Annotated in this window: 12 protein-coding genes; 2 read left to right on the forward strand and 10 right to left on the reverse strand. The window is 30.7% G+C overall.

The genetic code is table 11. The features are described 5' to 3' along the window. The 10 genes from cas2 to CCY98_RS08265 form a co-directional block, all read right to left on the reverse strand. Positions 1–269 (reverse strand): CRISPR-associated endonuclease Cas2 (gene cas2 / locus CCY98_RS08215; RefSeq protein WP_112058066.1); only part of this gene is annotated, 269 nt, incomplete at its 3' end. Continuing rightward, positions 269–2,494, reverse strand: coding sequence for a CRISPR-associated endonuclease Cas1 (gene cas1 / locus CCY98_RS08220; protein WP_112058067.1), 2,226 nt, complete (start codon positions 2,492–2,494; stop codon positions 269–271). The genes cas1 and cas2, both read right to left, overlap by 1 nt. Positions 2,495–2,496: 2 nt before the next feature. After that, positions 2,497–4,191: a TIGR03986 family CRISPR-associated RAMP protein gene (locus tag CCY98_RS08225; protein ID WP_112058068.1), complete on the reverse strand. Its 1,695-nt coding sequence runs from the start codon at positions 4,189–4,191 to the stop codon at positions 2,497–2,499. Then, a complete protein-coding gene (locus CCY98_RS08230; RefSeq protein WP_112058069.1) occupies positions 4,184–4,618 on the reverse strand; it encodes a TIGR04423 family type III CRISPR-associated protein in 435 nt (144 codons plus the stop codon). The genes CCY98_RS08225 and CCY98_RS08230 overlap by 8 nt, the downstream gene beginning before the upstream one ends. Then, positions 4,615–5,883 (reverse strand): RAMP superfamily CRISPR-associated protein, encoded by a 1,269-nt coding sequence (locus tag CCY98_RS08235; protein ID WP_112058070.1) that lies wholly within the window; start codon positions 5,881–5,883, stop codon positions 4,615–4,617. Before CCY98_RS08235 ends, CCY98_RS08230 begins: the two co-directional genes overlap by 4 nt. Then, complete coding sequence (locus CCY98_RS08240; RefSeq protein ID WP_112058071.1) at positions 5,876–7,267, reverse strand: hypothetical protein; 1,392 nt, start codon at positions 7,265–7,267, stop codon at positions 5,876–5,878. Before CCY98_RS08240 ends, CCY98_RS08235 begins: the two co-directional genes overlap by 8 nt. Beyond that, positions 7,267–7,767 (reverse strand): RAMP superfamily CRISPR-associated protein, encoded by a 501-nt coding sequence (locus tag CCY98_RS08245; protein ID WP_112058072.1) that lies wholly within the window; start codon positions 7,765–7,767, stop codon positions 7,267–7,269. Before CCY98_RS08245 ends, CCY98_RS08240 begins: the two co-directional genes overlap by 1 nt. Then, positions 7,767–9,146: a hypothetical protein gene (locus CCY98_RS08250; RefSeq protein ID WP_258440180.1), complete on the reverse strand. Its 1,380-nt coding sequence runs from the start codon at positions 9,144–9,146 to the stop codon at positions 7,767–7,769. Before CCY98_RS08250 ends, CCY98_RS08245 begins: the two co-directional genes overlap by 1 nt. Further along, entirely contained in the window at positions 9,139–9,963 is an 825-nt protein-coding gene (gene cas6 / locus CCY98_RS08260; RefSeq protein WP_181566576.1) for a CRISPR system precrRNA processing endoribonuclease RAMP protein Cas6, read from the reverse strand. The genes CCY98_RS08250 and cas6 overlap by 8 nt, the downstream gene beginning before the upstream one ends. A gap of 9 nt (positions 9,964–9,972) precedes the next feature. Further along, positions 9,973–10,344, reverse strand: a complete 372-nt coding sequence (locus tag CCY98_RS08265) for a hypothetical protein (protein WP_112058073.1) — start codon at positions 10,342–10,344, stop codon at positions 9,973–9,975. Between the two features lie 155 nt (positions 10,345–10,499). Here CCY98_RS08265 and CCY98_RS08270 point away from each other — a divergent pair, with 155 nt between their 5' ends. Continuing rightward, entirely contained in the window at positions 10,500–12,008 is a 1,509-nt protein-coding gene (locus CCY98_RS08270) for a TM1812 family CRISPR-associated protein (RefSeq protein ID WP_112058074.1), read from the forward strand. Between the two features lie 9 nt (positions 12,009–12,017). After that, the gene (csx20, locus tag CCY98_RS08275; protein WP_112058075.1) at positions 12,018–12,386 is read left to right on the forward strand and encodes a CRISPR-associated protein Csx20; all 369 of its coding nucleotides are present in this window, start codon (positions 12,018–12,020) and stop codon (positions 12,384–12,386) included. Positions 12,387–12,508 lie beyond the last annotated feature (122 nt).

The following is a 12,508-nucleotide window of genomic DNA, read 5'->3' on the forward strand; positions in this document are numbered from 1 at the left end:
ATAAAAAAATTATCACCCATGACAGCTTCAATTTCTTTACCAATATAAAATGATTTTTTTATACAATTTTGACAAATATAATAAAAACGAACACTATCTGTTTTGGTGATTAGATTTTGAATCTCCTGTGTGAGTTTATCAAGTTTTGTTTGCGTCAGAATGCATTCAAAGACAGAAAAATTTACGCGACTTCCATATCCTTCGAGTAATGCAGATACTTTATTGCGTCTTTTGTCATTAGAAATATCATAGGTAATTAATATCAACATTAAAATTTTCCAATAAAACCTTTATATTTTTTCTTATTCCCCTTGACAACTTCTGCAAGTTGATAACATTGTGCCTTAAGAATATTGTCGCATTTTATAGATTGTTTTTTCCACATTGTATAGCTTCCTAATTTTTCTTTGATATTTTTTGCTACAAGCCGTTTTGAATCTTTTGTTAATAAGCCTTCATTATCTAATTTTATGACTTCATCTTTGTTAAACATTGAAATGATTGTTCTATCTACGATAAAGCTTCTAAATTCTTCTATAAGATCAAAAACTAATGTTGGCTTTTCTTTGTCTAGTGTATGCAAAAAAGAGATATTTAAGGCTAATCCAGCCTGTAAGAGATAATGCTGAATCCTACCATACAAGATTGCATAAGCATAATTTAATGAGGAATTTACGATATCTTTTGCTCCAAATGTAATTCTCTTTTGGAAAGGAGCTTTTATGATTGAGCGGATACTATCCCAGTAAATTGCCGAGCTTTCACCTTCATACCCCATTAGAGCATTTGTGTTTTTTGCTTTTGAAATTTGTGTTAAAATTGTTGCGATTTTATCGATTTGCAGATCAAAAATTTTATGATACTTATTGAGGTATTTTAGATAATTAAGTTGATTTTTAATCTTTGAGTGGATAAATTCTTTTGCTAAGTCAAACTGGAGATCTGTTCCTATGATTTTAGCTTGTTTGTGTATCATTTGCGTTGTGCTGGATTTATAGGTTGTAAATTGGGCATAATATCTACCCTCATTGTCTATAAAATCAATGGGAATTTGAAGTTTTGCACACTTTTTTATAAGATTGCTTGAGAATGAAACGCCTTTTGATTCTATAATAATTCTCTCAAGGTATTCTTTTGGTATTTTTTTTATGACCCTCCCTTTCTCTCTTAGAGAAAATGTATTTTTGCTTACACCTATAGTTATGCCAGGATGCATTATATGTAATGTTGTTAGTGAAGAAAATTGTTTTGAATAAATATCTCTTTGGTGATTAACTTTAATAATAGTTTTTTTATAAGTTTTTTGAGACAAATATTTTTCATAGGCTTTTAAAATAATTCTTTCTATGATTAAGTTTTGATTGTTTGGGAAAAGAATTTCTAGGTGAATTTGATTAAGAAGGATTTTAAATTCTTTTTTTGTTTTAATTTTTTTATCAACTTTTGCAAGATACACCTTATGTGCGATGGCATCTATGGTATGTTCTTGAATGCTCTTAAAAGCTGCAGAATCTTGTTGCACTATCTTTAAATAATAGTTATTAAGCGAAACAATATAAGCATTTAAATCTTCTATAAATTTTTTAAAACCACACTTATTTTCTGAGAACTTGCGAATATTAGAAATAATTTTTTCTAAACTTTCCTGACGGATTGTTTTGTTTTTTCCCTTGAACTCTACACCCAAAAATATAAAACCATCATTAACATGCGTGATATATGTTTTTTCTTTTTCTAATCTTAATTGAATTGATTCCAAAAAAGCATTAATTGAATGGTATGCCAATTGAGCATCTTTATATATTTTAAATAAAACTATGAAATCATCCGCATAACGAATATATTGATAATTTTGCGCTTCTAAAAATTGATCAAAAACATTCAAGTAAATATTTGAAAGCAAGGGGGAAATTATATCGCCCTGATGAACCCCTACTAAATGATTCTTGTATTCAGACCCAAAAAATGAACCATTCTTCATAAAAAGCATAATAAGCTGAATAATCCGTTTGTCTGCAATATGAGATTCCAATAAATTTACAAGTCTGGTATGATCAATGCTATCAAAAAAATTATCTATGTCACTTTTTAGAATATAATGGTAACCCTCATTAATGTAATTTCCTACACGATTTATAGCCTTTAGGGCAGATTTATTTTTGCGATATGCATAGGATTTATCACTAAATAATGCATCAAAATAATCATAAATTGCATTGTAAACTCTGCGCTGGACTAATTTATCCTGAATACTACTTAATGAAATTTTTCTTTTTTCTTGAGGATTTAATTTTGGTATTTCAATACCTTTAAGAGGAACTGGTGCGTATTGGTTGTTTAAAACCGACGCGATAAGGGTATTTATATTTGTAGAAAGATGGCTTTTAAATTTGGAAAGAGTTTTATTGTCTAGCCCTATGCTAGGAGATATTTTAGCCAATTCTTCTTTAAGAAGTTTGTCTTTAAATATCTGTTCTAGCTGTAAAGAAAACATGGCTATTTTTTTAATTCTTTAAGCATGGAAAAAGGGGAATCAAAGCTCTTAGCATCAGTATAGTTTTTACTCATATTTTGATTTCTTTGCTTTTTTTGTGTTCCATTGTTATATTTTTTGCCATCTTTTTTGCCATATTCACTCTGATTCTTGCTTTTAATATTAGAAAATTCCTTTAACTCTAAGTATCTAAGTGTATCTCCATTTGATTTTTTTGATACCTCTAGTAATTGCTTAGCACTTATGGATTCGCAAGGGTTTTGCTTAAACTCATGTTTTGTAAAATTTACATAACTTTCAATAAATGTATTAATATCTAATGGTGTAGATAATTTCAAGTGGCAATCTCCATAACCATAGGGCTTTGCACCCCCTATTTTGTAAAAATGCTCTTGTTTTAAGAATGTTAGGCTCAAAAGCAATAAACCTAGCTCTTCTTTGCGTAGATTAAAATAACGAATTTTTCCTATAAATTTTGTCCCTTCTTTTAGCGCTGTAATTTTTGTTGTAATATTGTTGTTATTATTATTTCTAGTGCGTAAGAGTTCATGCCTTGGGACATAAAATTTAAATCCACTTAGTTTTGCATCTTCATTATCATAAGTCTTAAAAAGTGTTTTGGGTGTTTGCTTTAAATAATAAGGATAAAATGTAGGTCTAGGAGTAGAAAGGATAAGCGATTCCGTCTTGCATTTTTCTGGATTCCCTAATGCTTTAAAATGAGAAAAGGATATGCGCCCCTTTAGTGCATTATCATCCTTAACAAAACCAAAAATACGCTCCACAAAATCAAGCTTATTCTCATCAAAATTTTCAAACGAATTCTTATATAGCGTTCCTATGGAGTTCTCATAAGGAAGTTTATAGAGTTTTGACAATCCAAAATGAATGATTTTATTTTGAGAATCTTTTTGAAAAAATACCGGAATCTTTTCGCCTTTTTCAAAACGCTCACTCCATTGTTTCTTCCAATCTTTGCTTTCATTTGGTGTGCCTATATAGTAAGCTTCTTTGAAGTTTTGAATTTGTTTTTGTGTTAGCTCAATTTCGGTAATTATATTTTTATTAAGAGGATTTGGAAAAACAAACTCTATATTTTTTTTACCCGCAGCACCTGTAAAAACTATAGTTCCATTGTGAAATGCTAACCTTTGTTTTGCCATTTTATACTTATCAGATGCGCTTTTATCTTGCATACTATCCCAAATAGCTCCAAAATGATTTTTTAAATCATTGCAATTTATTTCGTTATTGTTTTTATTAAATTTTCCTACATCTTGGATATACCATTTTTTGGATTTTTGGTATAACCACCCCATAAAAATTTTATTCTGAACCTTTGCCTTTTTCTTATAGCTTGGATTATTTAAATCCCTATAGGAAAGTGTCCTATCTTCCAAGGACATTTTAGAAAAGCTTAAAATGGCAGCAATACGCCTTATCATTCCTTTTATAGAAGAGCCTGGAATATAATAAGACCCATTGTGTTGAAAAAATTCCCTTACATTATTGTCATCTTTAAAATCTCCAACAAAAATAGGACTTTTAGCAGTAAGCTCAATTGTAATCTCTCCACTTTGGGATTCTCTATAAGGCATATCAAACCTAATATCATTGCCTTGTTGTTCTCCCCAAGGAGGGTAAAAAATCTTGGTGCTATAATCTACAAAGCGATAAGGGGCAGTTGTTTTATCCATTATTTTCTCCTCTCTCAAATCCGCTAAAAAGTAAAAATTGTGGCTCTAATACAGCAAATCCACAACACAAATCATCCGCATTCTCCTGCCAAATTTGCGTCATCTTAATCCTATTAATTTTTGTATTTTTAAACTTTGCATTTACAAGAAATGTTTGATGAGTGATTTCATAAATATCTTTTTTAAAATCTGAAATTTTAACATCTAGCTTAGCAAAACCATTGTTTATTTGTCTGATGTTAATGCTTCTATCCCCATCCCATAGACTTAATGTATTAATAAAGTTTTTATCATTATGTAATGTCTCCCAAGCAGGTAAAAAATTGTCTTCTAAAATGATAAAGTCTTTTGAATCTGAAAGTTGAATATAGCCTTCAAATTTTGCATCTAAAGATTCATAAAATTTCTTAAACTCTAAAAGATTCATAGGTTTTCTCCCTCTTTTGTGATTGTTCCGCTAAAGAATCCATGTCCTTTATTAACTGCTCCCCCTAATGGCAAAGCACCCTTTGCAATATCTTTTAGGGCATTTTCAAATGCTTGTAGTGCATGAGATTCGATTCCTTTTTGAAGCCAAACATTAAACACAAAGGAATTTTGTAGTGTGTTTGTTTTTTCCTGAAAAAGCGCACCATTGACTGCTCCACCTGTAAAATCATCAATCTTTACATACGCAAAGACTTTTGTATCTTCTTGTCTTAAATCTTCCCAATAAACATCTGATAACAAAATTTTTCCTTTTTTAGATTCTGTTTCTTTATCTTTTTTCGTTCCAAAAATCTCCGCAACAGCTAGGTTTGGTAGCTCTTTATCATCCTTTAAATCTTCTATATAACATCTTTCTAATTGATTATAATAAAAGGCTGTTCTTTGTGATAATGCACCTTTAATAGAACTTGCTGGAATCACAATTTTTTTCTCTGTTAAATCTTTTGCATTGTAATCTATGATTTTCTCACTAAGACCTATGTAATCAGCGTCTTCATCTCCTCCGCCACTTCCAAAGATAAAAAAGTCATCAGGGGTTAGCGTTAATTTATAATGAATGTAATTATGTTCTTTGTCCTTGGGCTGATATGCATGCTTTAGTGTTGCATTTAGAGAGCTAGAGAGTGCATTGTATTCTAAATCATCTAATATATCATAGCAAATCTCAAAGATTTTAATCTCTCCTCTTCCTTTTGCGCCACCACTTCCTATGCGAAAAGTTTGTGTGTTTAGTGTATCTAACATATCAAAGAAAAATTCTTTATCTTTTTCGTCGTTTTGTGGCATTTCAATCCTAAATTTAAAACGCGTTCCCTTATACACAATCTCTTCATCAAACTTGCTGTGTTCTTTGGTTACGCCTTTATGTGTGAGTGTTGTATGTTCTCTAAGCGGTAAAATAGAAAAATTTTGCAAAAACTTAGATTTTGTTAGACAAATACCCTCATTGACTTTTGCATTTTCATCTACTAGCAAAGCATTTGAGATGATTACCCTAGAGCCACATTCTTTTCCAAACATTGCATCAGCGATATTACTGGGAAAACTTTTTCGCAAAACTCCAGCAAGAGAAGTCCCTAAAATCATCGGTAGCCCATTCCAATCCCTTTGAATGGGGCTATCTTGCAGTAAGTCTCTATTGTTTGAGCCGACCTTTAGTGCTGTTGCACATTCAAAAACAATTTGTGCTACCATTCTACTCATTATCACCCTCCTCGCGCGCTTTTGGCATCATATTAGCTAAGAGCTTTAAAAATTCTATGGATTCTTGTTTTAGTGCATTTGCAAAAACTTTTTCACCATCTTTCCATTGTGGCTTAATAGTATCACCTCTTTTGATATATTCTAAAATTTCATCTTTGTAATTATTTGGATAAAATTGTAAGCGCATTCTAATTTCTCCCCATTGAGAATTGGAGACTTTCTTAAAGCTGTTTTTGTGTTGTTCTATAAATTTTTCAACCTGCTCACCCAAGGTTAAATTTTTTTCTTCCATTTCTTTTTTTGCTTCTAAGTAACAAATCAAATTTTCATCACAAGATTCTGAGCTTTTTTCTAATTTATGATAACAAACCTGCTCTGTCTTTAGTGAAAAACTACCTTCTTTTAGTAAAAAACTAGGATTGATTAGAATTTTTCCATACCCCTCACTCAAAAAAGCACCCACACCATTTTTAAGAATCTCCCTATCATCCTTTGATAAATTAGAGACAGCAATCACGCTACCTTTTTCAATAATTAATCGCTCAGTTTCTCTACATTGTCGCTTGGAATTAAAAGGTGAAAATTTTCTTGTTTTAATTTGTGTTTTCTCCCATAAAATCTCCCCTTGCATTAAACCCAAATTCTCTTTAGTTGGTATCCAAGTAGGCACTGCTCCATTAAAAAGCACTAAGTGTGAGTCTAAATATAAATAGGCAACTTCATTAGGGCTTTCCTCTTCTTGTAAAGTATTTATTTGAGAATCTAGCTTCTCAATCAACACTTTGCCATATTGCGCAGTTTTAGATTTTCCAATAAATTTCTCCCCACATAAGGCTTGAATAATTTTATCTTTTTCTGTGTTTTCCACCACATCACTAAAGCTAACAGAAAATTCCCATTCACTTCCTTCTTGCATTGCTGTGTAGCCAAACATTGAGGAATCTTTACTTTTTTGCTTCTCTGTGTCATAGGCTGATTTTTGCGCATAATAATAATCTAAATGGATATACTCTAAATCCTGTGTGATAAAACCTGTCCTTAGTTGCTTGAGTTGTTTTTGGAGCATTGTTTTATCATCAGCATAATTCACAAAGTGATGATTGTATATTTCCTTGCGTGTATGATCATTTTTGGGTGCAAAAAAGCATAGAGGAATTTTGTAAGTTTTTTTTCCTTTGTGTAATAAGTGTGCATCACCAAAACGCACATCTCCACTATGAAAAATCATAAAGGGATTTTCAAAGCTATCATATTCCTTTGCTACAATACCCAAAAAACAAGAACCACTAACAAAATCTAATGGTTCAATATTTCCTTCTGTATTAGAAGTCTTGCTTAAGACTATGGAATCTAAAAAAGTCATTTTAAATCTAATATTTTCCATTATTCCCCTCCTATAACTTGCACTTCACAACGCCCTAATCCTCTTGTTCGATTTAAACCCATTCTTTTGATATTCTTTAATAACCTGCGCATCTCTTCTTTAAAAGTCTCTGGGATTCCATCAATGCTTCCATATAAAGTCAATGGAATCACCACTTCAATTTCCCTTAGACTTCCTGTTTCTGCCACGCCATTTTCATCAATTTTAGTAGAGCTAACAAAGTCAAATAAATATTGCTGATTGTTACCAATCTTATCCTTAGTCGCTTGCTTTAAAACAGCATTGCCAAAATGACATTTGCCCTCATTATCGCCACTTTCCCCAAAACAAACTCTAAGCAAATCTCCACTTGCATACTCTCTAAGCAATCCCTTAATGGTTTTCCCAGGGACATAAGGAAAACCAAGAGAATCTTTAACAACAGAGCTATCATATTTTGCACCACCACTCAAGCCACTACTTAAATGCCAATAATCCAAAAATGTAATCTTGTATTTCATTATTCTTCCTCTTTGAAATCTTCCACGGATAAAATCTGTAAAATATCGTATATAGGGGTTTTTTCAATACCATTGTCTTTAATAATCAAATGACCTAGTGATAGTCCTGAATAAAGTTTTTCAAAATTCTCACTTTTCCATTTAGGTGCAAAAATTTCATCAATTCTTTTTAGTTCTGCATTTGCATGATTTCTATCCACTTTTAGCGTATTTAACCAATCTCTAAGCCTCCCTTTTGGAGAGTTCTTTTTTTGAAAGTCTTGTTTTAATGCTAGAAAGTCTTTAATTCTAGGAGAATTGTCTATATAATAAGGTCCAAAATCACAACACACTCCATTAATCACAAGCTCATCTGCAATGAATTTTGCAAAACTCTCCACATTAGAGCTTTGAATATTATGAAACATTAAAGAAGAAGGTGGCAAGTCCTCTTTAATTGCTTTAGAATGCTTTTTGGCATATGCACATAAATTTTCAGCGAGCTTTACTGCATAAAAAAATGGAAATTTTTCATTACAATACGCAATCCCAGCACAAGCGCTTAAAGAGCGGTTTTTATAAATGTTTTTTGTATTTTTCTCAAAGTTTTTTAAAAAACTATAGGTAAAATCTAAGGCTATGTCCGCACTGCAAATCAAGGTTACATCATCTCCACCTAAAATAACCTTTCTAATTTTTTTAGAATCTGTTTCATCCCTCAAGCAAGATCCTTCAGCTTTTTTATAAGCTTCTTTTGTAGCTTTATCCAAAGTTTTTGAAAATTCTCTAATATCCTGTTTTTGCAATTCTCTTACTATGCCACCTAAGCCATTGCCATCAATGTGGATAATAGCGATTTTATTTTTTGCATTTTTAATATTTAAGTTCTCAAGGGAGCGATCTTTGGCTTTTGCTTCATTATAAGCCTCTGTTTTTTGCAAAGAAGCCTTGTCATAAAAATCACCTGCTTTTACGCATACAGCAGGCAATCCTGTTTTTGGATTAATTCCAAAAGCACTCTCATGTAAATCTAAGGGCAAGAGATTCTTATTTCTTTGTATTTTTAGATTTTGTTCTAATTTAAAACTAGCCTCTGCATAGCTATCCAATTTAACAACAGATTGAGAAAGAGTAATCCCAAAAGCCTTTTCCATCATCTTCTTAGGAAGATATTTTACAATCTTTTTTACATCATCAACATTCTCAAAAATCATTCTCACATTTCCAGCAGCTTGCAATATGATTTCTGGCGCATCTTGCAAAGAAAACTCTTTTTTAAAATCTATTTCATCAAAACCTTTAATAATTTCACTCGCACCTATAATCTCTTTGAGTTTATTTGTTTTAAAAATAAATTCTTGTAAGCCTTGTAAGCTTGCTCCATATAAGTATTTATCCATTGAATTCCTTTATTTGAATTTTTCCAAGCCCAAAAACACATTGTTTGCCAACGCCAATAATCTCACCTAATTTTAAAACTTCATAGCACTCTTTGCTAAGCCCCCTTATCTCCATATTTCCCATTAATCCTCCTATTTGCATAGTAGTGTTTTGCCGATTGCTTAGGCGCATTAAGTCTTTGAAATACAAATTTCTTTTTGTGATTTCTCCCTTAATTTCATAAGGGAACTTCTTATATTCTCTCCCTAAAAGGCGCATTTGTCGCTGATAAATAGAATTTATCAATGTTTTTAAATCTAAATTTTCTGCCCTAACAAATTGATTTTTTTGCTTAATACGCAAAGGCATTATACACTCCAAGATTATATTTTCATAGATTTCATTGATTGTTATATTTTTAGTGTAGTTTTCAGGTAAAACAATGCGATTATTTTTGTAACACTCTTCATCATTCACAAAAATTTTAAAATCAGAAATTTTTTTGCACTCTTTACCCAAGCCTTGTTTAGTTAATAAGAAATGAAAAGCTGATATGATAATAGGCAAAGAACTCACTGCATCGCAAAATAAATAAAAATTAAAGTCATAATAAGATTTATTGAGCTCAAAATCAAGGCGATATTTATGGTAATCATTTTTATGCTCATAGAATTGATAATACAAGCATTGCCCAGAAGCATAGCAGTTTTCACAAATTTTATTAGGATTAATACATACAATGTTTTTTAAAGCATAACCTAAAGCACCACGCAATTGACTCCCTATAAAATAAGGGGGTTTTTCTTTAAACAAAAGGCTTAGCTTTACATATTCCATTTGCTCATCCTATAAAGAACAATCAAACTTATCATTAGGTCGCAAATAAATCTTTAAAACATCTTTTTTGTTATTCTGAATTTCTGTAATTTGATCAAAAAATTCTTTTTTGCTTGTATATGCGATTTCAAAATAACTTTGTTTATCAAAAACACCTAACATACCCAAGACTTCGGAGCGAGAAATCTGTTTTCTAGGAATGCCTATAGGCAGTTGCTTTTCAACTCCATCCTTTATTATCAAAATCTTAATGAGTTGATTTTCCTTTTTTCTTGCATATAGATTGTAAAAAAAATTGATTACAACAAATACAAGCGTTAGTGTTGAAAACAATATAGTAATGACATCCAAAACATCAATAATGCCACTAAAACTTTCCATAAAACCTCACTAAATAAAAAAATGATTTACTGCTAAATAGCCTTAAATATTTTACCATACTATCATATTCTATGCTACATATTTTGTCTAATTTATAAAAAATGTTAAAATCCTAATCTTAATCAAAACAAAATCAAAAACAAAAAGGGTAGTTTATGCACTTCATCCTTATTTTAGGTATGGTTGGATTAGACAGGGAAGGACAAATCACTAAAGCTTACTACAGCTATAAAGACAATGATTCTGATGATAATATTGATTTTACAATTAAGGCTGGAGAATATATTAATTCACTCCATGTCTTAGCTACTAATTTTAAAGGTGAAAAATTTACACTTATTGGCACTAAAGCCGCCAAAGAGAAGCAAGAAAAAGTATTTCAAGTCTTTGAAAATGAATGCAAAGATGGAGAGGAAATTTTAAAGCATCTAGCAAAAACAGAAATTTTAGATATGGATAAAGAGGATGATTTAGCCTTAATTTTTAATCTAACTCTCAATGCGATTTTAAATAGCCCATCTGATAATATTATTCTTGATATTACACATGGATTGCGCCACCAACCGCTTATGGCAGCATTTGCTGCAACACTTGGAAAAATCAACTTCAACAAATCTATTAAAATCCTATTTGCCCAAGAAATCGAGAGACTAAAAACCTACTCCTATGTATTTTTGGATAATTACAACAATATTACCACTTATGCGATTTTGCTTAATGGCTTTATTCAAACCCTAAGTATTCCAAAAATCCACCACACAAGCTCTTTTATTAATTCTTTACAAGACTTCACAGATTCTTTACACACTAATGCCTTTGATAGGCTCTTTGCCACCACTCTCCCAAAAACTCTAGAAAATTTAAACGCTTTTAAACAAGATTCTATGTATTTTGCATTAAAAGATCTTATAAATCAGGTAGAAAAAATACTAAACAAATTTGCTAACATTAAAAATATGCAATATGATTATGAAAAATATTATGCAATATCTCAAATAATGTTTGAAAAAAAATATTACTTAATATCGATTACTTATGGATTTGAATCTCTACCAAAATATGTTTTATTAAAATTCAAACTCAATAATATTCTAAAACCATCTAATGCCACAGAATATGAGCAATCTCAAGCGATTCAGCAGTTTGTTCTCCAAAAAATATCTGAAAATAAGATATTTGCATACGACAAGGCTTGTTTATATTATGATACTTACAAAAATGAATTTGAACAATTAAGCAAAATATGGACAGATTTAAAAGATATTCGCAACAATCTAGTGCATATCAGCCAAGAATTTTCCGCAGAAAATTTAGTGAAAAATCTAGAAAATAGGTATCAAGAATTTGAAACACTTTGCATTAAGGGTGATAAATTTCAGCGTTGTGATTTTTCCAAACTTGAGAATCTAGAGGAACTAACTTTAAAAATCTGTGATTACTTTTACGAGAACTTTAATTGTACATTTGCAAAGGATTTTAAAAAAATGAGTAGTTTCATAAGGGATTATAAAGAAGGCAGAAAAGATCTTTCAATTAGCGAAGTTAATAAAACTAAACTCGCCAACAATAAAAATGCCCAACAAATTTTAAACTTTCTTTATAAACATAAAGACAGCAATTATCTAACGATTAAACAATGTTTAGAAATCAACAAAATTTTTTAAGGAAGCACAATGCAAGTTCTAATTCTATTAAACCATAATTTAACAGAAGAGCAAATAAAGGATTTAAAAAATCTTGGAATCACAGAATTTATTAATATTAGCACAGAAAAATGGGGACAAATTCCGCCTGATTTAGAAAATATCACACAATTTTTGGAAGAATATTTTAACGCATTGAAAAAAAATGGCAAGAGGGGCGATTATTTCTTGATTCAAGGAGATTATGGTGCAACATATCAACTTGTAAATTTTGCTAAAGATTTAGGTTTAATACCCATTTATGCCACAACAAATAGAGTTTCTAAGGAAATTTTAAATCCTGATGGAACTATCTCAAAGCAAAACATTTTTAAGCATTGTCGTTTTAGAAAATATTAATTATGCCCACTAAATCAACAAATTTCATAACTCTACTACCTAGTTTTTTAAACTACAGCTGAGATAATTTGATACAAAAATAAGGATTATCTTGTTTCAATTTACACCAAAAGTTTCCAAGC

The sequence above is a fragment of the Helicobacter sp. 11-8110 genome (genome assembly GCF_003288905.1).
Classification (GTDB): Bacteria; Campylobacterota; Campylobacteria; order Campylobacterales; family Helicobacteraceae; genus Helicobacter_D; species Helicobacter_D colisuis.

Bases quoted from the DNA above. Each gene is read 5' to 3' on its own strand.
- CCY98_RS08270 (WP_112058074.1), top strand. From the start codon at position 10,500: ATGCACTTCATCCTTATTTTAGGTATGGTTGGATTAGACAGGGAAGGA.
- csx20 (WP_112058075.1), top strand. From the start codon at position 12,018: ATGCAAGTTCTAATTCTATTAAACCATAATTTAACAGAAGAGCAAATA.
- CCY98_RS08250 (WP_258440180.1), bottom strand. From the start codon at position 9,146: ATGGATAAATACTTATATGGAGCAAGCTTACAAGGCTTACAAGAATTT.
- CCY98_RS08245 (WP_112058072.1), bottom strand. From the start codon at position 7,767: ATGAAATACAAGATTACATTTTTGGATTATTGGCATTTAAGTAGTGGC.
- CCY98_RS08225 (WP_112058068.1), bottom strand. From the start codon at position 4,191: ATGGATAAAACAACTGCCCCTTATCGCTTTGTAGATTATAGCACCAAG.
- CCY98_RS08230 (WP_112058069.1), bottom strand. From the start codon at position 4,618: ATGAATCTTTTAGAGTTTAAGAAATTTTATGAATCTTTAGATGCAAAA.
- CCY98_RS08240 (WP_112058071.1), bottom strand. From the start codon at position 7,267: ATGGAAAATATTAGATTTAAAATGACTTTTTTAGATTCCATAGTCTTA.
- cas6 (WP_181566576.1), bottom strand. From the start codon at position 9,963: ATGGAATATGTAAAGCTAAGCCTTTTGTTTAAAGAAAAACCCCCTTAT.
- cas1 (WP_112058067.1), bottom strand. From the start codon at position 2,494: ATGTTTTCTTTACAGCTAGAACAGATATTTAAAGACAAACTTCTTAAA.
- CCY98_RS08265 (WP_112058073.1), bottom strand. From the start codon at position 10,344: ATGGAAAGTTTTAGTGGCATTATTGATGTTTTGGATGTCATTACTATA.
- CCY98_RS08235 (WP_112058070.1), bottom strand. From the start codon at position 5,883: ATGAGTAGAATGGTAGCACAAATTGTTTTTGAATGTGCAACAGCACTA.